This is a genomic window from Streptomyces sp. NPDC014882, assembly GCF_043081325.1.
In the GTDB taxonomy this organism is placed as follows: Bacteria; Actinomycetota; Actinomycetes; order Streptomycetales; family Streptomycetaceae; genus Streptomyces.
In genome coordinates, this window is record NZ_JBIBWL010000009.1 from 12,024 (window position 1) to 34,380 (window position 22,357).

16 protein-coding genes are annotated in these 22,357 nt (G+C 70.4%); 11 read left to right on the forward strand and 5 right to left on the reverse strand.

Annotation, left to right across the window (positions count from 1 at the left end; translation table 11 throughout):
* Window positions 1–76: 76 nt before the first annotated feature.
* A complete protein-coding gene (locus tag ACF09K_RS20955; protein ID WP_392245584.1) occupies window positions 77–823 on the reverse strand; it encodes an ISAs1 family transposase in 747 nt (248 codons plus the stop codon).
* A complete protein-coding gene (locus ACF09K_RS20960; protein ID WP_392245586.1) occupies window positions 763–1,056 on the reverse strand; it encodes a transposase family protein in 294 nt (97 codons plus the stop codon). Before ACF09K_RS20960 ends, ACF09K_RS20955 begins: the two co-directional genes overlap by 61 nt.
* A 9-nt stretch (window positions 1,057–1,065) precedes the next feature.
* On the opposite strand from ACF09K_RS20960, the gene ACF09K_RS20965 reads away from it, so the two are divergent.
* Window positions 1,066–1,413 (forward strand): transposase domain-containing protein, encoded by a 348-nt coding sequence (locus ACF09K_RS20965; RefSeq protein ID WP_392245992.1) that lies wholly within the window; start codon window positions 1,066–1,068, stop codon window positions 1,411–1,413.
* 363 nt (window positions 1,414–1,776) lie between these two features.
* Here ACF09K_RS20965 and ACF09K_RS20970 read toward each other — a convergent pair whose 3' ends face one another.
* Entirely contained in the window at window positions 1,777–3,306 is a 1,530-nt protein-coding gene (locus ACF09K_RS20970; RefSeq protein WP_392245587.1) for a helix-turn-helix domain-containing protein, read from the reverse strand.
* Window positions 3,307–3,370: 64 nt separating this feature from the next.
* Entirely contained in the window at window positions 3,371–3,571 is a 201-nt protein-coding gene (locus ACF09K_RS20975; RefSeq protein WP_363090398.1) for a DUF4236 domain-containing protein, read from the reverse strand.
* Window positions 3,572–4,329: 758 nt separating this feature from the next.
* Between ACF09K_RS20975 and ACF09K_RS20980 the strand changes: the two genes are divergently transcribed.
* From ACF09K_RS20980 to ACF09K_RS20990, 3 genes are all read left to right on the forward strand, one after another.
* Window positions 4,330–7,125, forward strand: coding sequence for an aconitate hydratase (locus ACF09K_RS20980; protein ID WP_392245589.1), 2,796 nt, complete (start codon window positions 4,330–4,332; stop codon window positions 7,123–7,125).
* Between the two features lie 385 nt (window positions 7,126–7,510).
* A complete protein-coding gene (locus ACF09K_RS20985) occupies window positions 7,511–8,101 on the forward strand; it encodes a hypothetical protein (RefSeq protein ID WP_392245994.1) in 591 nt (196 codons plus the stop codon).
* 175 nt (window positions 8,102–8,276) lie between these two features.
* A complete protein-coding gene (locus ACF09K_RS20990) occupies window positions 8,277–8,891 on the forward strand; it encodes a dienelactone hydrolase family protein (protein ID WP_392245591.1) in 615 nt (204 codons plus the stop codon).
* Between the two features lie 344 nt (window positions 8,892–9,235).
* Here the strand turns inward: ACF09K_RS20990 and ACF09K_RS20995 are convergent, their stop codons facing one another.
* Window positions 9,236–12,976 carry a GH92 family glycosyl hydrolase gene (locus ACF09K_RS20995; RefSeq protein WP_392245995.1) on the reverse strand — a complete coding sequence of 1,247 codons (3,741 nt, stop codon included), beginning with the start codon at window positions 12,974–12,976 and terminating at the stop codon, window positions 9,236–9,238.
* Between the two features lie 871 nt (window positions 12,977–13,847).
* Between ACF09K_RS20995 and ngcE the strand changes: the two genes are divergently transcribed.
* From ngcE to ACF09K_RS21030, 7 genes are all read left to right on the forward strand, one after another.
* The gene (gene ngcE, locus ACF09K_RS21000; RefSeq protein ID WP_392245592.1) at window positions 13,848–15,386 is read left to right on the forward strand and encodes an N-acetylglucosamine/diacetylchitobiose ABC transporter substrate-binding protein; all 1,539 of its coding nucleotides are present in this window, start codon (window positions 13,848–13,850) and stop codon (window positions 15,384–15,386) included.
* A 40-nt stretch (window positions 15,387–15,426) separates the two neighbouring features.
* A complete protein-coding gene (locus ACF09K_RS21005) occupies window positions 15,427–16,353 on the forward strand; it encodes a carbohydrate ABC transporter permease (protein WP_392245594.1) in 927 nt (308 codons plus the stop codon).
* Between the two features lie 2 nt (window positions 16,354–16,355).
* Window positions 16,356–17,273 carry a carbohydrate ABC transporter permease gene (locus ACF09K_RS21010; RefSeq protein WP_392245596.1) on the forward strand — a complete coding sequence of 306 codons (918 nt, stop codon included), beginning with the start codon at window positions 16,356–16,358 and terminating at the stop codon, window positions 17,271–17,273.
* Window positions 17,274–17,489: 216 nt separating this feature from the next.
* A complete protein-coding gene (locus ACF09K_RS21015; RefSeq protein WP_392245598.1) occupies window positions 17,490–18,689 on the forward strand; it encodes an ROK family protein in 1,200 nt (399 codons plus the stop codon).
* Between the two features lie 122 nt (window positions 18,690–18,811).
* The gene (locus ACF09K_RS21020) at window positions 18,812–19,903 is read left to right on the forward strand and encodes a sugar ABC transporter substrate-binding protein (protein WP_392245600.1); all 1,092 of its coding nucleotides are present in this window, start codon (window positions 18,812–18,814) and stop codon (window positions 19,901–19,903) included.
* A gap of 275 nt (window positions 19,904–20,178) precedes the next feature.
* Window positions 20,179–20,970 carry an ATP-binding cassette domain-containing protein gene (locus ACF09K_RS21025; protein ID WP_392245602.1) on the forward strand — a complete coding sequence of 264 codons (792 nt, stop codon included), beginning with the start codon at window positions 20,179–20,181 and terminating at the stop codon, window positions 20,968–20,970.
* Window positions 20,967–22,313, forward strand: a complete 1,347-nt coding sequence (locus ACF09K_RS21030; protein WP_392245604.1) for a sugar ABC transporter permease — start codon at window positions 20,967–20,969, stop codon at window positions 22,311–22,313. The genes ACF09K_RS21025 and ACF09K_RS21030 overlap by 4 nt, the downstream gene beginning before the upstream one ends.
* Window positions 22,314–22,357 lie beyond the last annotated feature (44 nt).

Here is a 22,357-nt window from a genome sequence, read left to right on the forward strand (position 1 = left end):
GGTGGTGGGTGCGGATCTTGGAGGCGTCCTCGTGGAAGGTGCGGTCGCGGACGTGGTGGAGTTGGTTCTCGGTGCGCTAGTGGCCGCGGATCCAAGCAGCGAGTTCGCTGCCGTCGGCCGCGCCGGGCGGCAGGCTCGTGACCAGATGGACTCGCTCGATCGAGAGCTTGCCGGTTCCCAGGTCCCGTCTCCGGCGCACGACTTGGAGGGCCTGGCGGGCGTGCAGGTAGTCGAGGTGGGCGAACGCGGCCGTCTTCAGACGGCGGACTTCGTCGCGGTGGTGGCCCCGGCCGCGTTCGTAGTGGTCCAGGCGGACGTCACGCCAGGGCAGGCGTCGGACCTTCTCGTGGAGAGCGGGGTGGTTCCGCTTGATCATGGCCAGGTAGTGAGCCCCGCGTTCGTGCAGGTAGGTGGCGTGGTCGTGCTGGGTGTGCAGGACGTCGGCGGTGATCACTGCGCCGGTCAGGTTGATGCCGTCGAGAAGTGGGGCGAAGGCCGGGATCTCGTTGCTCTTCGCGTCGATCTGCCGTTGGGTGAGGACTTGGCCGCTGTGGGCCATCGCGGCGATCAGGGCGGTGGCCGTCCGCTCGGCGGTGCGGGAGCCGCGGAGCGTCTTGCCGTCGACTGCGATGACCTTCCGTCCCGGGGCCGGGGACTTGCGTTCCTGGAGGAAGTCGCCGATGGCGCGGTTGAGGGCGTCGTCGTCCGCGGCGGCCAGGACGAGGCGGATGGTCGTGGCATGGGGTGGGCGGATCAGGCCGGTCAGCGGGTCGGGGTGGAACCCGAGCAGGGCCAGAACGGCGGCGGCCGCGGCGGTGACCACTCGCCGATCGTCGTGATCGAGGCGGCGCCGGACAGAACGGCGGCAGTCAAAGCGGTGAGCATCGCCGTCCACGGGTAGCGGATGCCACGACGGGCCCGCGGATCAGGTACTTCGCCCAGATGCTTCCGCAGGTCAGCGCAATGCCGGTGATTTAGGGCATCAATGCAGGTAGAGCACGCGATGACGAGTGTCCTGGGTGAGTGGAACCCTGGGATGCACAGGCGGTCCTCCACGGACTGATGATGCGCCAGGTGATCTCGGGACAGGGCAACGGGGCTCCCGGTAGGACAGGAGATCGACCAAGATCCGACTGCCTGCGAGGGAGCCCCGTTGGGGCTCAGTCTGCCATCGCTGCTGCCCCAGCCGTCACCACGGCGGTCCGTCCGGTGCCATCCCGAAGTCCCCGAAGGCGGTCGGAGCCGCAGTTCGGCGACCGGATCCGGCTCGGCGTACTCACCGAGGAGATCACGCCGGAAGTAGTCGACGAAGTACTGGAGTTGACCGGAAGGACCGAGCGCCGCCGCAGGCTTCTGCCGGCCCGCGCGGCGGTCAGACCGCCGCCATCCGCGTACCTCATGACGAGGATGTAGCACCGCCAACGCCTCCTGTCACTCCACCCTTTCAACCTCGGCGGCAGCCTCGTCAAGTCCATGACCGTCTGGAAGACGGTCAGCATGACCGACTGACCCAGCCGTCCCGCTCGGCAGCCCCGAGCATCCATGCCCATGCCAGCCCGGTCCACGACCTCATCGCGGCCGGGCCGGCGCATGGTCCGGTCACGCTGTTCGCAGGCCTGTACGGCGCGGGCCGCCGCCTGCGAGAGCGGTGACCCGCGTCGTGCTCCGACTCGGGCGCAAAGTCCCAGAGAAGTCCCACGATGTGTCGTCACACCTCCCGGCGGTGTGCATTGCCGCAGTTCAGAGAGGTTTCTCCAGCCATTACCTGATGGTCTTTCAGATGTCCCGGAAGATCTCGATCTGCGCCCCGATCGAGTTCAGGCGCTCGGCCAGGTCCTCGTAACCGCGGTTGATGACGTACACGTTGCGCAGCACCGACGTGCCCTCCGCCGCCATCATCGCCAGCAGGACGACCACCGCGGGCCGCAGGGCCGGCGGGCACATCATCTCGGCGGCGCGCCAGCGGGTCGGGCCCTCCACCAGGACCCGGTGCGGGTCGAGGAGCTGGAGCCGGCCGCCGAGGCGGTTGAGGTCGGTGAGGTAGATCGCGCGGTTGTCGTAGACCCAGTCGTGGATGAGGGTCTTGCCCTGGGCGACGGCCGCGATGGCCGCGAAGAACGGCACGTTGTCGATGTTCAGGCCGGGGAACGGCATCGGGTGGATCTTGTCGATCGGCGCCTCCAGCTTGGAGGGCCGCACGGTCAGGTCCACCAGGCGGGTACGGCCGTTGTCCGCGAAGTACTCGGGCGTGCGGTCGTGGTCGAGGCCCATCTCCTCCAGGACCGCCAGCTCGATCTCCAGGAACTCGATCGGCACCCGGCGCACCGTCAGCTCCGACTCCGTGACGACGGCGGCGGCCAGCAGGCTCATCGCCTCGACCGGGTCCTCGGAGGGGGAGTAGTCCACGTCGACGTCGATGTCCGGCACGCCGTGCACGGTGAGCGTGGTGGTGCCGATGCCCTCGACCGCGACGCCGAGCGCCTCCAGGAAGAAGCAGAGGTCCTGGACCATGTAGTTGGAGGAGGCGTTGCGGATGACGGTCACCCCGTCGTGCCGGGCGGCGGCCAGCAGCGCGTTCTCGGTGACGGTGTCCCCGCGCTCGGTCAGCACGATCGGACGGTCCGGGCGGACGGACCGGTCGACGACGGCGTGGTACTGGCCCTCCGTCGCGGCGATGTCCAGCCCGAACCGCCGCAGCGCGATCATGTGCGGCTCGATGGTCCGCGTCCCGAGGTCGCAGCCGCCGGCGTACGGCAGCATGAAGCGCTCCGTGCGGTGCAGCAGCGGGCCGAGGAACATGATGATCGAGCGGGTGCGCACGGCGGCCTCGGCGTCGATGGCCGCCATGTCCAGCTCGGCCGGCGGCACGATCTCCAGGTCGACGCCCTCGTTGATCCAGCGCGTGCGGACGCCGATCGAGTTCAGCACCTCCAGGAGACGGTAGACCTCCTCGATGCGGGCGACCCGGCGCAGCACCGTGCGCCCCCGGTTGAGCAGCGAGGCGCACAGCAGTGCCACGCACGCGTTCTTGCTCGTCTTCACGTCGATGGCGCCCGACAGCCGTCGGCCGCCCACGACGCGCAGGTGCATCGGCCCGGCGTAGCCCAGTGAGACGATCTCACTGTCCAGGGCTTCACCGATTCGGGCGATCATCTCAAGGCTGATGTTCTGGTTCCCGCGCTCGATGCGGTTGACGGCGCTCTGACTGGTTCCGAGCGCCTCGGCCAGCTGCGCCTGTGTCCAGCCGCGGTGTTGCCGCGCGTCACGGATGAGCCTGCCGATGCGTACGAGGTAGTCGTCTCCCATGAGGCTGAGGTTATCTCAGATATGAGATCGCGCCTCTCGGGGGGTCCGTCCGGGTGACGCCCCGTCAACGCCGCTTGGCGGTACGCGTACGACGCCACCCGAAAGGTCCGGGCAAATCCATCGATGTCGTACGACGTCCGGTGCTGCTGTGGGTGTGGCGCGGGCCGTGCGAGCCGCCGCCGGTGGTGATGGACCACGAGCGCTTGTTGATGTTCAGGCGCACCCCCGGAAGGATGCGGAAGCTCTTGCGGAAGGTGAGGGGCATCGGGGCCTCCTTCTCGTCGGTACGTCGGGAGCGCTCCGAGGGGTGCCGGGGGTACCGGTTCGGTCGCGCAGGTCGCGCCCGCCCCGTCCGCCGCATCCGTCGCGTCCGTCGGATGTGCCGGGCCGGGTGGGTGCGCCGGGAACGCTCCGCTTCCGTCTACCCCCGCCCGGCCGGGTCATGGCCGCCACGCCGCCGTGCTGACGCGCCGTCGGCTGACGCGCCGTCGGGCGCCCGACGGGCCGAGGCGGGCCGGGAAGGGTCGGGTCGGGGTGGGGTGAAGAGGGCCCGGGAGGGTTGGACCGGGCCGAGGCGGGTCGGAGCGGGCCGGGAAGGGTCGGGTCGGGTCGGGATGGGGTGGGGTGGGTCGAGGCGAGGCGGGCCAGAGCGGGTCGGGGTGGAGGGGGCCCAGGCGGGTCGGACCGGGTCGCAGCGGGCCGAGGCGGGTCAGGGTGGGGCCGGGGCGGATCGGAGCGGGCCGGCGTGGGTCCGGGAGCGCCCTCCCGCGGCTCCGCCGCCCCGCCCCGCCCTCGCCCACATCACCGCCCCCGCCCCCGGGAAGGTTCCGTGACGCGGCGGGCCCGGGCATGACCAACCAGCCCCCATGTACTAGAGTTATCTCGACATCGAGATATCTGCCGAGGCGCACCGCAGCCGCCACCCGAGTAAGGGTGACCTAACTTAGCTTGTCCTAAGTGATCGGTCGAGCCCGCGTGACGGCAGGATGCGGTGGTACGCGCACATCAATGAAGGAGACTGTCGTGTCGGCGAACAGCTTCGACGCCCGCAGCACGCTGCAGGTGGGCGACGAGTCGTACGAGATCTTCCGGCTGGACAAGGTCGAGGGCTCCGCGCGCCTTCCCTACAGCCTGAAGGTGCTGCTGGAGAACCTGCTCCGCACGGAGGACGGCGCGAACATCACCGCCGACCACATCCGCGCCCTCGGCACCTGGGACTCGCAGGCCCAGCCCTCCCAGGAGATCCAGTTCACGCCGGCCCGCGTGATCATGCAGGACTTCACCGGCGTGCCCTGCGTCGTCGACCTCGCCACCATGCGTGAGGCCGTCAAGGAGCTGGGCGGCGACCCGGACAAGATCAACCCGCTCTCCCCGGCCGAGATGGTCATCGACCACTCCGTCATCGCCGACAAGTTCGGCACCAGCGACGCCTTCAAGCAGAACGTCGACCTGGAGTACGGCCGCAACCGCGAGCGCTACCAGTTCCTGCGCTGGGGCCAGACCGCCTTCGACGACTTCAAGGTCGTCCCGCCCGGCACCGGCATCGTCCACCAGGTGAACATCGAGCACCTGGCCCGCACGGTCATGGTGCGCAACGGTCAGGCGTACCCCGACACCCTGGTCGGCACCGACTCGCACACCACCATGGTCAACGGCCTCGGCGTCCTCGGCTGGGGCGTCGGCGGCATCGAGGCCGAGGCCGCGATGCTCGGCCAGCCGGTCTCCATGCTCATCCCGCGCGTCGTCGGCTTCAAGCTGACCGGCGAGCTGCCGGCCGGCACCACCGCCACCGACCTCGTGCTGACCATCACCGAGATGCTGCGCAAGCACGGTGTCGTCGGCAAGTTCGTCGAGTTCTACGGCGAGGGCGTCGCCGCGACCTCGCTCGCCAACCGCGCCACCATCGGCAACATGTCGCCGGAGTTCGGCTCGACCGCCGCGATCTTCCCGATCGACGGCGAGACCATCAAGTACCTGAAGCTCACCGGCCGTTCCGAGCAGCAGCTCGCGCTCGTCGAGGCGTACGCCAAGGAGCAGGGCCTCTGGCTGGACCCGAAGGCCGAGCCGGACTTCTCCGAGAAGCTCGAGCTGGACCTGTCCACCGTCGTCCCCTCGATCGCCGGCCCGAAGCGCCCGCAGGACCGCATCGTCCTCGCGGACGCCGCCGAGCAGTTCGCCAAGGACGTCCTCAACTACGTCGAGGTGCCCACCGTCCAGGCCGGCACCGCCGCCTCCCCGGTGGACGAGGCGAGCGCCGAGTCCTTCCCGGCCTCCGACGCCCCGGCCTACGGCAGCCAGGAGAACGGCGCCGGCGCGCCGCAGCACGCCGAGGGCACCGGTGCCGCCGTCCCGTCCCACCCGGTCACCGTGACCGCCCCCGACGGCTCGACGTACGAGATCGACCACGGTGCGGTGACGGTCGCGGCCATCACCTCCTGCACCAACACCTCCAACCCGTACGTCATGGTCGCCGCCGCGCTCGTCGCGAAGAAGGCCGTGGAGAAGGGCCTGACCCGCAAGCCCTGGGTCAAGACCACCCTCGCGCCGGGTTCCAAGGTCGTCACCGACTACTTCGACAAGGCGGGCCTGACCCCGTACCTCGACAAGGTCGGCTTCAACCTCGTCGGCTACGGCTGCACCACCTGCATCGGCAACTCCGGCCCGCTGCCGGAGGAGGTCTCCAAGGCCGTCAACGACCACGACCTCGCGGTCACCTCGGTCCTCTCCGGCAACCGGAACTTCGAGGGCCGGATCAACCCCGACGTCAAGATGAACTACCTGGCCTCCCCGCCGCTGGTCGTCGCGTACGCCATCGCGGGCTCCATGAAGGTGGACATCACGCGTGACGCGCTGGGCGTCGACCAGGACGGCAACCCGGTCCACCTGAAGGACATCTGGCCCTCCGAGGCCGAGGTCAACGACGTCGTGGCCAACGCCATCGGCGAGGACATGTTCAGCAAGTCCTACCAGGACGTCTTCGCGGGCGACGCCCAGTGGCAGGCGCTGCCGATCCCGACCGGCAACACCTTCGAGTGGGACGCCGAGTCGACCTACGTGCGCAAGCCCCCGTACTTCGAGGGCATGACGATGGAGACCACCCCGGTCTCCGACATCACGGGCGCCCGCGTCCTGGCCAAGCTGGGCGACTCGGTCACCACCGACCACATCTCCCCGGCCGGCGCCATCAAGGCCGACACCCCGGCGGGCAAGTACCTCACCGAGCACGGTGTGGAGCGTCGTGACTTCAACTCCTACGGCTCGCGCCGGGGCAACCACGAGGTCATGATCCGCGGCACGTTCGCCAACATCCGCCTGCGCAACCAGATCGCGCCGGGTACGGAAGGCGGCTACACCCGCGACTTCACCCAGCCCGACGCGCCGGTGTCGTTCATCTACGACGCCTCGCGCAACTACATCGAGCAGGGCATCCCGCTGGTCGTCCTGGCCGGCAAGGAGTACGGCTCCGGCTCGTCCCGCGACTGGGCCGCCAAGGGCACCGCGCTCCTCGGCGTCAAGGCCGTCATCGCCGAGTCGTACGAGCGCATCCACCGCTCGAACCTCATCGGCATGGGCGTGCTGCCGCTCCAGTTCCCCGAGGGCCGGTCCGCCGCGACCCTCGGCCTGACCGGCGAGGAGACCTTCTCCTTCACCGGCGTCGAGGAGCTGAACAACGGCACCACCCCGCGCACGGTCAAGGTCACCACCGACACGGGCGTCGAGTTCGACGCGGTCGTCCGCATCGACACCCCCGGTGAGGCCGACTACTACCGCAACGGCGGCATCATGCAGTACGTGCTGCGCAACCTGATCCGCAAGTAACCGGCCGGCCGCACGGCGGTCCGGCAGGCGTACGAGGGCCGTTCCCCCGGTGACGGGGGTGCGGCCCTTCGCCGTGCCCGGCCGCGGACGTCCCGGGGCGCCGGCCGCCCCCGACGCCGCTCGCGGGAGCCGTTGATACGGTCCGGGCATGCCTGAGACCTCCCCGGCGAGCGGCTCGTCCGCGGCCGGCTCCGCCACCACCGGCTCCTCCACGACCGACGGATCCGTCACCGGTTCGCCCACGACCGGTTCGCCCACGACCGGTTCGCCCACGACCGGTTCGTCCACGACCGGTTCGCCCACGACCGGTTCGCCCACGACCGGTTCGTCCGCGGTCGGTGGATCCGTCACCGCCGCCGACGTCGAGTACGCCGTCCGGCTTGCCGTGGACACCCTGCGGGGAGCGGAGGCGCCGGACTGGGACGCCAAGGCCGGCGGCCTGGAGTGGGACTGCTGGGAGACCGTCGAGCACCTCGCCGACGACCTGTTCTCCTACGCCGCCCAACTGGGCCCGCGCAACCCGCCGTCGGACACCCACGTGCCGTTCGTGTGGAGCCGCGCGAGGCCGGGCGGTCCGGCCAACGTCGTCCTCGCCGACCGCGCGGCCGGCCCGGCGGGCCTGCTGCAGGTCCTGGAGGCGTGCGGCGCACTGCTCGCCGCCGTCGTGCGCACCACGCCGCCGACGGTACGGTCGCACCACGTCTTCGGCGCGGCCGACCCGGAGGGCTTCGCCGCGATGGGCGTCGTCGAGACGCTGGTGCACCTGCACGACGTCGCCGGGGGACTCGGCCTCGCCTGGACGCCCGACGCCGCCCTGTGCGACCGGGTACTGGCCAGGCTCTTCCCGGACGCCCCCGCGGACACCCCCCGCTGGCCCACCCTGCTGTGGGCCACCGGCCGCACGGACCTCCCGGACCGCCCCCGCCCCACCCGGTGGCGCTGGTACGGCGCGCCAGCCCACGAGAGGCAGCCGTGACGCGTCCCGGCGCCCGCCGCACGGCCGCTCCCGAAGCCCGGACCCCCGCCCCGCGACCACCGGTCCGGTGCTGCCCGGCCGCGGACCGCGCCCGGCCGCGGACCGCAGGTGTCGGTGCCGTGAGCCATACTCGTGCCGCGACGCCGTCCGGGCGCCGCGGCACGAGGGGAGAGACATGGCCGAGGTGCTGGTTTTCCATCACGGGCACGGACTGACCGACGGAGTCCGCGAGTTCGCCGAGCAGCTGCGACGGGCCGGACACACCGCCCATGTCCCCGACCTGTTCGAGGGCCGGGTGTTCGACAGCCTCGAGGAGGGCATCGGCTACGCCGCGAGCACCGGGTTCGGCACGATCACCGAGCGCGCGACCGCCGCCGCCGAAGGGCTGCCCGCGGAACTCGTCTACCTCGGGTTCTCGCTGGGCGTCCTGCCGGCGCAGAAGCTGGCCCAGACCCGTCCCAACGCGCGGGGCGCGCTGTTGCTCGAGGCGTGCGTCCCGGCCTCGGAGTTCGGTGGCGCCTGGCCCCGGGGCGTCCCGGTCCAGGTCCACGGCATGGACGCCGATCCGTTCTTCGCCGGGGAGGGCGACGTGGACGCGGCCCGCGCGCTCGTCGAGACGGCGCCGGACGCCGAGCTGTTCCTCTATCCCGGCGACAGGCACCTGTTCACGGACGGCAGTCTCCCGTCGTACGACGAGCACGCTTCGGCGCAGGCCGTCCGCCGGGTGTGCGACTTCCTCGACCGCGTCACGGGGCCGACACCCCCGGACCCCCGGGGGGAACCGGCCTGACCCCCGCCGCTCCCCGGCCACCCGCGGTCCGCCCGCGACGCCGGCCGGTGGACCGCACCCGTGCCCGGTCGTCCCGAACCCTCCGCAGGCCGATGCGGGCCTCCCCTTCCGTCCACCGCCGCCGATTCCGTTTACACGTCGGCCCGACAACGCTACTGTGCGCCACGGGTGAGGTGGGAGCGCTCCCACTCGGCGGACCGGAACCTGCCGGGACCGCTCCCGCCTCCCCCCTCCCGCCTCCCCCCTCCCTCCTCCACGCGCCCGCGCCTTCCTCCACGCGCCCGCGCCCGCCGCGTCGTCTCCGGTCCGGTGGGCGGCGAACCGCCCACCGGACCCGCCCGCGGTCAGGACAGCAACTCGACCTCCGTGACGGCCGCCCGGCCGTCGAAGGCCAGCCGGTAGTGCCGGTACGAGGCCGGGCGGGGGACCGAGAACGCCCGGGTCTGCCGGTCCCAGCGGAACGGCTCGGCGGTGCGCCGGTCCAGGTCCGTCCACGTCACGCCGTCGGAGGAGCCCTGGAGCGTCCAGGCCGTGGGCGCGTCGGAGTGCTTCGCGGACGTGAGCGTGTACTGCACGGCCTTCTCCGCGGCGCCGACCGGCAGGTCGACCGTGCCCGACACCTCGGCACCCGTCGCCGACGTGTCGTCGAACAGGGGCCCCTCGCCGGCGAGCACGTCCGTGCGCGGGGTGGGCACCTCGTCGTCCTCGGTGATCGACACGGGGGCCGCGCCCTTCCCGCTGCCCCACGCCGAGGGCCGCGGCCCCATGTCGAAGTCGAGGACCGCGCCCTTCGCCAGCAGCGAGTGGGGGAGCGAGGTCGACGTCCAGGGCCGCCCGTCGACCCTGAGGCCCTGCACGTAGACGTTCCGGGCGCTGTTGCGCGGCGCCCGGATCACCAGGTCCCTCCCGTTCTCCAGGTGCACGGTGGCCTTCGTGAACAGCGGGGAGCCGACCGCGTACTCGCCGCCGCCCATCACCAGCGGGTAGAAGCCGAGCGCGGAGAAGAGGTACCAGGCCGACTGCTCGCCGTTGTCCTCGTCACCGTGGTAGCCCTGCCCGATCGCGCTGCCGGTGTACAGGCGCCCCAGCACCTCGCGGACCCTGGCCTGCGCCTTCCAGGGCTGCCCGGCCGCGTCGTACATGTAGATCGCGTGGTGGGCCACCTGGTTGGAGTGCCCGTACATGCCCATCCGCACGTCCCGCGCCTCCGTCATCTCGTGGATGACGCCGCCGTAGGAGCCGACGAACTCGGGGGAGGCGGTCTCCGGGGTCGTGAAGTAGGTGTCGAGCTTGTGCGCCAGGCCGTCGCGGCCGCCGTAGAGGTTGGCCAGGCCCCGGCTGTCCTGCGGGGCGGTGAAGGCGTACCCCCAGCCGTTGGTCTCGGTGTAGTCGTGGCCCCACACACGAGGGTCGTAGGCCGACGACTCCACCCGCCGGTCGCCCGCGGCGTCCCGGCCCTGGAAGAAGCCGGCCTCCGCGTCGAACAGGTGCACGTAGCCCTGCGCGCGGTTGAGGAAGTACTCCGACTCCTCCTCGTACCGCCGCTCACCCGTCCTCCTGAACAGCTCCCGCCCCATCCGGGCGATCCCGAAGTCGTTGAGGTAGCCCTCCAGGGCCCAGGACAGGCCCTCGTGGGTGTCGGTGGCGGTGTAACCGAGGAAGGGGGAGGTCGCCATGCCCTTGCGGCCCACGCCGGACGACGGCGGCACGACGGTCGCGTTCTTCACCGCCGCGTCGTACGCCGACTCCGCGTCCAGGCCGACACCCTTGACGTACGCGTCGGCGAAGGCGACGTCCGACGAGGTGCCGGTCATCAGGTCGGCGTACCCCGGGGAGGACCAGCGCGAGGTCCAGCCGCCGTCCTTGTACTGCTGCACGAACCCGTCGGCCAGCTCGGCCGCCCTGCCCGGCGTCAGGAGCGAGTACGCCGGCCAGGTCGTCCGGTAGGTGTCCCAGAAACCGTTGTTGACGTACACCTTGCCGTCCACGATCTTCGCGCCGGTGTGCGTCGGGGTGTCCGGGCCCGGCATCGGCGAGAAGGGCGAGGCATACTTGTACGTCGAACCGACCTTCTCGAAGCCGGAGTTGGGATACAGGTACAGCCGGTACAGGCTGGAGTACAGCGTCGTCAGCTGGTCCGGGGTGGCGCCCTCGACCTCCACCGTGCCGAGCAGCTCGTCCCACTGCCGCTGGGCCCGCCGCTCGACGGTCTCGAAGGAGGTCCCCTCCGGGATCTCCTGGCGCAGGTTGTCGCGGGCCTGGTCGACGCCGATCAGGGAGGTCGCCAGCCGCAGGGTGACCGTGCGGTCGGCGCCCGCGTCGAACCGCAGGTACCCCTTCGCCCCGTCCGACGATCCCGCCGTCACCGGCGCGTCGAACTCGCCGTACACGAACAGCCGGGTGGCGCCCGTGGAGAGCCCCGACTTGACGTCCGACCAGCCGGTGACGACGCCCCTGCCGGTGTCGAGCGTGAGACCGGCCTGGTCGGTGACGTTGTCGAAGACGACGCTCGCGTCGTCGCCCGGGTAGGTGAAGCGCAGGGCCGCCGCGTGGTCGGTCGGCGCCATCTCCGCCGTCAGCCCGTTCTCGAACCGCACCCCGTAGGAGTACGGCCGGGCCGTCTCGTTCGCGTGCCGGAACGGCAGCGTCCGCGCCGTCCGCCCGGTGTCCGGGACGCCGGCCGCCGCGGACGGCATCACCTGGAACGTCTGCCGGTCGCCCATCCACGGACTGGGCTCGTGACTCGCGCTGAACGCCTGGATCGTCGGCAGGTTGTCGGCGTTGTTCGCGCGGGAGTAGTCGTAGAGCCAGCCCAGGCTGGAGGCGTCGGTCACCGGGGTCCAGAAGTTGAAGCCGTGCGGCACGGCGGTCGCGGGGAAGGTGTTGCCCCGCGAGAAGCTCCCGCTGGAGTGGGTGCCGCGCGTGGTCAGCGCGTAGTCCGACAGGTGCGCCTTCGGGGCCTCGGGCGGGACCGCGCGCAGCGCGACGTCGTCCACCCAGCCCCGGAACCGCGCCGGCCCGCCGGGGGAGTCGTAGGCGAGGAGGATCCGGTCGACGGTCTTCCCGGCCGCCACCGCACCGATCCCCGCGACGACGTCGTTCCACTGGTTGACGTACAGCGACCTGGCCGCGCCCTGCCCGCGGGGCGACAGCGCGAAGCCGTACTGGTCCCTCGCCCCGAGGTCGCTCAGGTAGGTCCCGTCCGTGAACGCCAGGTCCACCGACACGTTCGTCGCCGCGTAGTCCAGGTCCCCCTCGGCCATCGCCGGGAAGACGCGGTACGCCAGGCGGGTGCGCGCGACGACCCGCACGTTCACGTCGAAGACCTTGTTGTACGAGTAGCCGCGCCCGCCGGCGGTGTGGCGCCCGGCGTAGCGCAGGGCCCGCAGCCCCGTGAAGCCGGCCCGCGCCTTCGCGGTGGGGGACCCGCTCGGGCCCCGGTCGACGACGGTCTGCATGTCCGGCGGCACGGGGTCGCCGTCGCCGCCCGTGCCGAACCGCACGTCGGCGAGCTGGAGGATCCCGGCGCCGTGGTTCCTCGTCACCTCCAGCCGGAAGTGCCGGTAGGAGGCCGGCGCGCCGAGCGCGTACGTCTTCGTCTGCAACCGTCTGTCGAAGGACTCGCCGGAGCGGGTGTCGACGGTCGTCCAGTCGCCGCCGTCCGCCGAACCCTTCAACGTCCAGTCCGCCGGGTCGCGTGCGGCGGCGTCGTTGGCGGACGTCAGCGCGTACGCGGTGACCGCCGCGGGTTCGGGCAGGTCGAACTCCACCCAGCCGGTGGCCTCGAAGGCCAGCCACTTGGTGCCGGCCTCGCCGTCGACGAGGTTCTCCTTCACCTCGCCGCCGGCCGTGTTCTCGGCGCTCGCCCGGACGCCGGTGACCCGGTCCGTCACGTCGCCGGGGAGTCCGCCGCCGTAGCCGCCGTCGACGCCCGACGCCCGTCTGCCGCCGCCCGGCACCGACTCGACGGTGCTCCGCCAGTCGGGAGCCCGCTCACCCTCCTCGAAGGAGGAGGCGAACTCCCGGTCGGGCACCGGCACCCGGTCCGGCAGGGCGACCGCCGCCCCCGGCGCGCCCGCCGCCATGACCAGGGCGGCCGTGCCCACGACCGCCCGTCTCCATCGGATCCACCTCGACCGAGCTCCGAAGCGCTGCATCCGCGAGCACCCTCCCTGCGCCGGACAACGTTGTCTTCTTCGATGCGCAGGAATCAGTAGGTGGCCAAGTGGCAAGTGATGTCAAGGATGTTGAGCGCGCCATCCGAGTCCTCCGCGGTGGAGTCCTCCGCGGTGGCCGGGACGGGCGCCGCGTGCGCCGCGCCGCGCCGCGGGCCGCCTCCGGTCGTGCGCCGCACCGCGCCGCGGGCCGCCTCCGGTCGTGCGCCGCACCGCGCCGCGGGCCGCCTCCGGTCGTGCGGGGCGTCCCGTCCGGCCTCGCCGCGGACCGTCCGGGGCGTCCCGCCGGGCCTCGCCGCGGATCGCCGAGCCGTCCTTCCCGGAGCCGACGCGGACCGCCCGGACCTCCCGCCCCGGGCCCTTCGCGGATCGCCCGGACCTCCCGTCCCCGGTTCGCCGGAACTCCGTCACGGGCTCGTGTCCGGCCTCGCCGCGGACCGCCCGGACCTCCCGCCCCGGGTCCTTCGCGGATCGCCCGGACCTCCCGCCCCGGGTCCTTCGCGGATCGCCCGGACCTCCCGTCCCCGGTTCGCCGGAACTCCGTCACGGGCTCGTGTCCGGCGATTTTCCGGCCGGACGGCCGCGGCGGGTTCGTATTTCCGTCAGGTCTCAACTCGGAAAAGACCCATGGCCAACCTTGCATTCGATCTTGTCCGGTGGCGGGAAGTGGACTATACCTGTCGGCGATTCACCCGATCCGCACGACCCTGCTTGACCCGACCGCGGTGCCGGGAAGGATCCGGTTCACCGCCTGAGTCCTGGAGAAGGCGAGGACTTGAGCATGGGATCCACTTCTGTGTCCGATTCGGCTGATTCAACTCGTTCAACTGGTTCGACTGGTTCGACTGACGCGACGGGTTCGGCCGGGCCGACCGGTTCGACCGGGAATCGCGGCGCGAAAGGCGTCGGCCGCCGCGATCTGATCAGGAGATCGGCCGCGCTCGGACTGATCTCCGTCCCCGCGGTGGGTTTCCTCTCCGCCTGCGCCAGCAGCGGGGGCGGCGGTGACGAGGACAAGGCCGCGGCCGGGAAGAAGACCGACAAGAACCCGCTCGGCGTGAACGACACCACCCGAATGGAATTCGTCCTGTTCGACGGCGGTTTCGGCAAGGAGTACGCCGAGGACGCCGTGAAGATCTACGAACAGCGTTTCCCGAAGGCCGAGGTGAAGTTCTCGGCCACCCAGAAGATCCAGTCCACCCTCCAGCCCCGGTTCAACCAGGGCACCCCGCCGGACCTCATCGACAACTCCGGCGCCGAGCAGATGGACATGGGCGTCCTGGTCGGCAAGGGCCAACTGGCCGACCTCACCGCGCTGCTGGACGCGCCGTCCTACGACGACCCGGCGAAGAAGGTCCGCGACACGCTGCGCCCCGGCATCGTGGAGATGGGCCAGTTCGACGGCGAACCGGTCTGGATCATGTACTACGCCTACACCGTGTACGGCGTCTGGTACTCGCAGAAGGCCCTGGACTCGCTGGACGCCGCCTACCCCGAGACCTGGGACGAGATGCTCGCGGTCTGCGAGAAGGCCAGGAAGAAGGGCATGGCGGCCTGGACGTACGCGGGCAAGTACCCGTACTACCTGCCCTTCTCGCTGTACCCGATGATCGGCAAGGTCGGCGGCCGCGAGGTCCTCGACGCCATCGACAACCTGGAGCCGAACGCCTGGAGGCACCCGGCGGTCAAGGCCTGCTTCGACGCCTACTACGAGCTGTACAAGAAGGGTTACGTCCTCCGGGGCACGCCCGGCCTGGACCACATCCAGTCGCAGACCGCGTGGGCCCAGGGCAAGGCCCTGTTCCTCCCCAACGGCTCCTGGGTGGAGAACGAGTCGGCCAACGTCATCCCCGACGACTTCGGCCTCGCCGTCTCCGCGCCGACCGGCCTCGACGGCTCCGACAAGCTGCCGTTCGGCACCATCTGGGCCTCCGGCGGCGAGCCGTTCGTCGTCCCGGCCAAGGCGAAGAACCCGGCCGGCGGCATGGAGCAGCTGCGCATCATGCTCGGCGAGGCGTCCTCGAAGAACTTCACCTCCAAGGTCAAGTCGCTGACCGCGTACGACGGCGGCACCGACGGCATCACCCTCACCCCCGGCCTGAAGTCGGGTGTCGCCGCGCTGGAGAAGGCCGGCCGGAACGTGGTGAACCCGCGGCTCCAGGACTGGTACGTGCAATTGCAGAAGGAGAAGATCGGCGTCTCCGGCCTCGGCGAGATGATGGCCGGCCGGCTCACCCCGGCGGAGGCGATCAAGAAGATCCAGGGATACGCCGACGAGGCGGCCAAGGATTCCTCGATCAAGCACTACAAGCACCAGTGACCGGCGCCATCACGCCAGACATCACGACACCGGAGTGGCGATGCAGCACGGCAAGTACCGGTTCATCGCGGGGTTCCTGGCGCCGCCCCTGGGACTGTACGCGCTTTTCGTGGTGTGGCCGTTCGTCCAGTCCATCTACTACTCGTTCACGGACTGGACCGGCCTGAGCCCCGAATTCGAGATGGTCGGCCTGGACAATTACCGCAGGATGCTGGACGACGACATCTTCTGGAAGTCCCTGCGGCACAGCCTGGCGTTCGCGGTCGTGCTGCCGCTGGTGACGATCGGCCTGGCGCTCTTCCTCGCCTTCATGATCAATGTCGGGGGACGGCGGAGAAGGGGCGGACCGGTCGTCTCCGGTGTGCGCGGATCGGCCTTCTACAAGATCGTCTATTTCTTCCCGCAGGTGCTGTCGATCGCCATCGTGGCGCTGTTGTTCGCCTTCGCCTACAACCCCGACAGCGGCGCCCTCAACTCGTTGCTGCGGGGGGTCGGCCTGGACGGCGTGCAGCCGTTGTGGCTGGGCGATCCGGATCTCGCGCTGTGGTGCGTGATGGCGGTGCTCGTCTGGTCGACGGTCGGCTTCTTCGTGGTGCTGTTCTCCGCGGGCATGGCGTCGATCCCCGTGGACCTGTACGAGGCCGCGCTGCTCGACGGAGCCGGCCGCGCCGCCACGTTCTTCCGCATCACCCTGCCGCTGCTGTGGGACACCGTGCGGTCCGGCTGGGTCTACCTGGGCATCCTCGCGCTCGGCGCGGAGTCGTTCGCGGTCGTCCAGATCATGACGACCGGCCCGGGCGGGCCCGACTACTCGACCACCGTCATGGTCCTGTACGTGTACCAGAAGGCGTTCCGCGACGGTCAGGCCGCCTACGCCACCACCATCGGAGTCGCCCTGCTCGTCGTGACGCTGGCCTTCGCCGCGCTGGTGCTGCGGCTGGGCCGGCGCGAACGGCTGGAGTACTGATCATGAGCCTCGAGAAGACCGCGGAACCCCCGGCGCCCGTCCCCGTCACGAAGACGGACGCTCCGCCGGCCGCCGCACCGCCCCGGGCGCGGAGGGAGGGGCAGGTCCTCAACGCCTTCTCGCACGGCATCCTCGTCCTGTGGGCGGTGATGGTCGTGCTGCCGCTGCTGTGGGCGGTGATGACCTCCTTCAAGGACGACGCCTCCATCTTCGGCTCGCCCTGGTCGCTGCCCGACACGCTGCACCTCGACAACTGGTCGCGGGCCTGGACCGAGGCCGACATGGGCGACTACTTCCTCAACACCGTGCTGGTGGTGGGGGGTTCGCTCGTCGGCACCCTGGTGCTCGGCTCGATGGCGGCGTACGTCCTGGCCCGGTTCGACTTCCCCGGCAACCGGTTCGTCTACTACCTGTTCGTCGGCGGCATGAGCTTCCCGATCATGCTCGCGCTGGTCCCGCTGTTCTACGTGGTGAACAACATGGGCCTGCTGAACACGATCCACGGCCTGATCCTGGTCTACATCGCCTACTCGCTGCCGTTCACGGTGTTCTTCCTCACGGCGTTCTTCCGCACGCTGCCCTCGTCGGTGGCGGAGGCGGCCTTCGTCGACGGCGCCTCGCACAGCCGGACGTTCTTCCAGATCATGCTGCCGATGGCCAGGCCCGGCCTGATCAGCGTGGGGATCTTCAACTTCCTGGGCCAGTGGAACCAGTACATGCTCCCCACGGTCCTCAACACCGATCCGGACAAGCGCGTCCTCACCCAGGGGCTGGTCCAGCTGGCCGTCAGCCAGGGCTACAAGGGTGACTGGTCGGGTCTCTTCGCGGGCCTGGTGATGGCGATGCTGCCGGTGCTCGCCGCGTACGTCGTCTTCCAGCGGCAGGTGGTGCAGGGGCTGACCGCGGGGGCGCTGAAGTAGTCCTTCCCCTTGATCACTTGGACGCCGCGGTAGCACTGCGCAGCCGCCCGTACGCGCGCCGTTCCCGACTCGGGGGACGGCGCCGTTCAGTGTGCGCATGAATGCGATTAGTGTTCAACCTCTTGACGGGAGGCAACCCGAACAGCTCAGCTTAGAGTTCACTAGTTGGACATAGACGGGGCCTCATCGAAGCGGTCCCGCGCGCAGGAGGTCGTCGTGGAGACTCCGGGGTCGCAGTCGTCGCTGCACCGAGCCAACCTGGAGCGGGTGGTGCGTGCCGTGCGCCTGGCCGGGTCCCTCACGCAGGCGGAGATCGCCCGGACGACGGGCCTGTCCGCGGCGACCGTGTCCAACATCGTGCGTGAGCTGAAGGACCGCGGGACCGTCGAGGTCACGCCCACCTCGGCGGGCGGCCGCAGGGCCCGCAGCGTCAGTCTGAGCGGGGACGCCGGCATCGTCATCGGCGTGGATTTCGGGCACACCCACCTACGGGTCGCCGTGGGCAACCTCGCCCACCAGGTGCTGGCCGAGGAGTCCGAACCGCTGGATGTGGACGCCTCCTCGGCGCAGGGCTTCGACCGGGCGGAACAGCTGGTCAACCGCCTGATCGAGGCCACCGGGGTGAGCCGTTCGAAGATCGCCGGAGTGGGCCTCGGGGTTCCCGGGCCGATCGACGTGGAGTCCGGCTCGCTCGGCTCGTCCGCGATCCTGCCCGGCTGGATCGGCGCCAAGCCCGCCGAGGAGCTGCGGGGGCGGCTCGGCGTGGCCGTGCACGTGGACAACGACGCCAATCTCGGCGCCCTCGGCGAACTGGTCTGGGGCAGCGGCAGAGGCGTTCGTGATCTTGCTTACATCAAGGTCGCGAGCGGTGTCGGAGCCGGTCTGGTGATCGACGGGAAGATCTACCGGGGCCCCGGCGGCACCGCGGGAGAAATCGGGCATATTACACTCGATGAATCCGGCCCCGTCTGCCGCTGCGGAAACCGGGGCTGCCTGGAGACCTTCACGGCCGCGCGCTACGTGCTGCCGCTCCTGCAGTCCAGCCACGGCACGGACCTGACCATGGAGAAAGTCGTGCGGCTGGCCAGGGACGGAGACCCGGGCTGCCGTCGGGTGATCGCCGACGTCGGCCGACACATCGGCAGTGGAGTCGCCAACCTCTGCAACCTGCTGAACCCGAGCCGGGTGGTCCTGGGCGGTGATCTCGCCGAGGCCGGGGAGCTGGTGCTCGGGCCCATCAGAGAGTCCGTCGGCCGCTACGCGATCCCCAGTGCGGCACGGCAACTGACCGTTCTCCCGGGGGCACTCGGGGGCCGTGCGGAGGTGCTCGGAGCGCTCGCTCTCGCACTCGGCGAGATGGGTGATTCAACCCTTTTGGACGGCACGCTCTCGGCCAACACCCCTGTCTTCACTTAGAGAACGAATGACGCCGTTGCCATCTCGTTAAGTATTTACTTCTTGACGTCGCACGCGTGGCCGAGTTGACTTCCAGCCACCTCGGCCGCAGCGTTGCGGCCCTGTCAGGGAGGCACACCCCAATGAACGCAACGATGCGTAGAGTCGTGATCGGCGCCACCGCCGTCTCCATGGCCCTGTCGATTGCCGCATGCGGCAAGGCGGGCGACGACGACTCCGGCAGCAGCAGCTCCGACAACAAGTCGATCGGCCTGCTGCTCCCCGACAGCGTCACGGCGCGCTACGAGAAGTTCGACAAGCCGCTCTTCGAGGCCAAGGTCAAGGAGCTCTGCTCCGACTGCGACGTGCAGTACGCGAACGCCGCCGCCGACCCGGCCAAGCAGGCCCAGCAGATGAGCAGCATGGTCACCAAGGGCGTCAAGGTGATCGTCGTCTCCGCGCAGGACTCGGCCGCCATCAAGTCCTCCATCAAGTCCGCCGTGGACAAGGGCGTCAAGGTCGTCGCCTACGACCGCCTCGCGCAGGGCCCGGTCTCGGCGTACGTCTCCTTCGACAACGTCAAGGTCGGCGAGCTCCAGGGCCAGGCCCTCCTCGCCGCGCTCGGCTCGAAGGCCACCCCCTCGGCCAACGTCGTCATGATCAACGGTGACGACGCCGACCCGAACGCCGGCCAGTTCAAGGAAGGCGCCCACAAGGCCCTCGACGGCAAGGTCAAGATCGCCTACGAGCAGTCCGGCCTGTGGAAGGACACCGTCGCCGCGCAGAAGATGTCCGCCGCGATCACGCAGCTCGGCGCGAAGAAGATCGCGGGCGTCTACGCCGCCAACGACGGCATGGCCGGTGGCATCGCCAACACCCTCAAGGGCGCGAAGATCAGCGGCATTCCGCTGACCGGCCAGGACGCGGAGCTCGCGGGCATCCAGCGCATCGTCGCCGGCACCCAGTCCTCCACCGTCTACAAGGCCTTCAAGCCCGAGGCCGACGCCGCCGCCCAGCTCGCGGTCAACCTGCTCGAGGGCAAGGACATCAAGTCCCTCGCCACCACCGAGCTGACCAGCGGCTCCGGCGACAAGGTGCCCTCGCAGCTGCTGACCCCGGTGTCGGTCACCAAGGCCAACATCAAGGACACGGTGATCGCGGACAAGCTGTACACGGTCGAGGAGATCTGCACCGCCGAGTTCGCCGCCGCCTGCAAGGCCGCCGGCCTCCAGTAGCGGCCCCGCGCCCCGCGCGCACCCGGCTCGGGTCCCCCCGCGGGTCCCGGGCCACCGGCCGCACAGCGGCCCCGTGAGACCCCGCCGACGCTCGCCCCACCTTCACACCCCGCTGCCGGGGCGGGCGTCGGACGGAACCGTTGCCAAGTGCGGCGGACTCGCGCATGTTCATCTTGTAAACCTCGTGCGTCAGCGCCCGCAGCAGTCGGCGCTGAGCACACCCTTCCGCGCCTGTCCCACAGCGCGGCATCCCCGCCGGTCAGGCGGCGAAGGAGATGGTTCACGTGTCCGCTACGCCCGTGCTGGCGTTGCGCGGAGTCTCCAAGCGATTCGGTGCGGTGCAGGCACTCACCGACGTCGAGCTGGAGGTCCACGCCGGAGAAGTGGTCGCCCTGGTGGGCGACAACGGCGCCGGAAAGTCCACCCTGGTCAAGACGATCGCGGGTGTCCACCCCATCGACGAGGGCGTCATCGAGTGGGAGGGCAAGCCGGTCAGCATCAACAAGCCGCACGACGCCCAGGGCCTCGGTGTCGCGACGGTCTACCAGGACCTCGCCCTCTGCGACAACCTCGACGTCGTCGGCAACCTCTACCTCGGCCGCGAACTGCTGCGCCGCGGTGCCATCGACGAGGTGGCGATGGAGAAGAACGCCCGCGAGCTGCTGTCCACGCTCTCCATCCGCATCCCGAGCGTGCGCATCCCGATCGCGAGCCTCTCCGGCGGCCAGCGCCAGGTCGTCGCCATCGCCCGCGCGCTCATCGGCGACCCCAAGGTCGTCATCCTCGACGAGCCCACCGCCGCCCTCGGCGTCGAGCAGACCGCGCAGGTCCTCGACCTGGTCGAGCGGCTGCGCGAGCGCGACCTCGGCGTCATCCTCATCAGCCACAACATGGCCGACGTCAAGGCGGTCGCCGACACCGTCGCCGTCCTGCGCCTGGGCAAGAACAACGGCTCCTTCCCCGTGAAGGACACCAGTCACGAAGAGATCATCGCCGCGATCACGGGTGCCACGGACAACGCCGTGACCCGTCGTGCGGGGCGTCGCACCGCGGAGGCGGCAAAGTGAGCGACACGTCCAAGACCGTGAAGAGCGACACCACCAAGGTGGAGAAGACCGAGGGCGTGGTGGAGGACCAGACCACGGTCGCCCCCGCCGACGACCCCACGGCCGCCCCGGTCGCCGTCGTCGACCCGCGCCTGCTGGTCCGCGAAGAGGGCCTCAAGGGCTACGTCACCGAGTTCAAGCGCAAGGTCAAGGGCGGCGAGCTGGGTTCGCTGCCGGTGGTCCTCGGCCTGATCGTCATCTGGACGATCTTCCAGCTGAACAACGACCGCTTCCTGAGCGCCGAGAACCTCTCGAACATCAGCTACTACATGTCGGCGACCGGCATGCTGGCCATCGGCCTGGTGTTCGTGCTGCTGCTCGGTGAGATCGACCTGTCGGTCGGTTCCGTCAGCGGCCTGGCGTCCGCGCTGTTCGCGGTGTTCGTGGTGGACCACTCCATGAACCCGTGGCTGTCGCTCGCCCTGACGATCCTCACGGGCATCGCCATCGGCGCCCTGCACGGCTGGTTCTTCGCCAAGATCGGCGTACCCGCCTTCGTGGTGACCCTGGCCGGCCTCCTGGCCTGGAACGGCCTGATGCTGTGGCTGCTGGGCTCCAACGGCACCATCAACCTCCCGTCCGACTCCGGCCCCATCCACCTGTTCGGCCAGAACTCCTTCTTCATGGACCAGGCCATCATCGGGGCCTACCTGCTGGCCGGACTCGCCGTCGTGCTCTCCCTGATCGGCAACTTCGGCGAGCAGCGCCGCCGCCGGGCGGCGGGCGTGCCGTTCCGCGCGACCGGCGAGATCCTGCTGCGCGTGGGCCTGCTCGCGCTGGCGGCGTTCGTGTCGGCGGCCGTGCTGAACAACGCGTCCGGTGTCTCCAACGCGCTGGTGCTCTTCCTGACGGCGCTGGTGATCGTGGACTTCGTGCTCCGTCGTACGACGTACGGCCGCAAGGTGTTCGCGGTCGGCGGCGGCATCGAGGCCGCCCGCCGCGCCGGTATCAACGTTCCGATGGTCCGGATCACCGTGTTCGCCATCGCCGGCGGCTTCGCCGCGCTCGGCGGCATGTTCTTCGCCGGCCAGACCGCGGGCGCCTCGCTGAGCGCCGGTGCCGGTGACACCCTGATGCTCGCCATCGCGGCGGCCGTCATCGGTGGCACCAGCCTCTTCGGCGGCCGCGGTACCGTCTGGTCCGCCCTCCTGGGCATGCTGGTCATCCAGTCCATCCGGACCGGCCTCGACCTGCTGAACATGAACACCTCGATCCAGTACATGATCACCGGTGGTGTCCTGCTCGGCGCGGTCGTCATCGACTCCGTCTCCCGCAGGAGCCAGAAGGCCGCCGGTCGCGGCTGACCACGGCGGCGACCGACCTCGTGCCCGGTACCCGCGTGGGTGCC

What these genes read in the sequence shown, in the direction of transcription:
- ACF09K_RS20965 (WP_392245992.1), top strand. Translation starts at nt 1,066, where the DNA reads ATGCGCCAGGTGATCTCGGGACAGGGCAACGGGGCTCCCGGTAGGACA.
- ACF09K_RS20970 (WP_392245587.1), bottom strand. Translation starts at nt 3,306, where the DNA reads ATGGGAGACGACTACCTCGTACGCATCGGCAGGCTCATCCGTGACGCG.
- ACF09K_RS20975 (WP_363090398.1), bottom strand. Translation starts at nt 3,571, where the DNA reads ATGCCCCTCACCTTCCGCAAGAGCTTCCGCATCCTTCCGGGGGTGCGC.
- ACF09K_RS20990 (WP_392245591.1), top strand. Translation starts at nt 8,277, where the DNA reads ATGGCCGAGGTGCTGGTTTTCCATCACGGGCACGGACTGACCGACGGA.
- ACF09K_RS20995 (WP_392245995.1), bottom strand. Translation starts at nt 12,976, where the DNA reads ATGGCGGCGGGCGCGCCGGGGGCGGCGGTCGCCCTGCCGGACCGGGTG.
- ngcE (WP_392245592.1), top strand. Translation starts at nt 13,848, where the DNA reads ATGGGATCCACTTCTGTGTCCGATTCGGCTGATTCAACTCGTTCAACT.
- ACF09K_RS21005 (WP_392245594.1), top strand. Translation starts at nt 15,427, where the DNA reads ATGCAGCACGGCAAGTACCGGTTCATCGCGGGGTTCCTGGCGCCGCCC.
- ACF09K_RS21010 (WP_392245596.1), top strand. Translation starts at nt 16,356, where the DNA reads ATGAGCCTCGAGAAGACCGCGGAACCCCCGGCGCCCGTCCCCGTCACG.
- ACF09K_RS21020 (WP_392245600.1), top strand. Translation starts at nt 18,812, where the DNA reads ATGAACGCAACGATGCGTAGAGTCGTGATCGGCGCCACCGCCGTCTCC.
- ACF09K_RS21025 (WP_392245602.1), top strand. Translation starts at nt 20,179, where the DNA reads ATGGTTCACGTGTCCGCTACGCCCGTGCTGGCGTTGCGCGGAGTCTCC.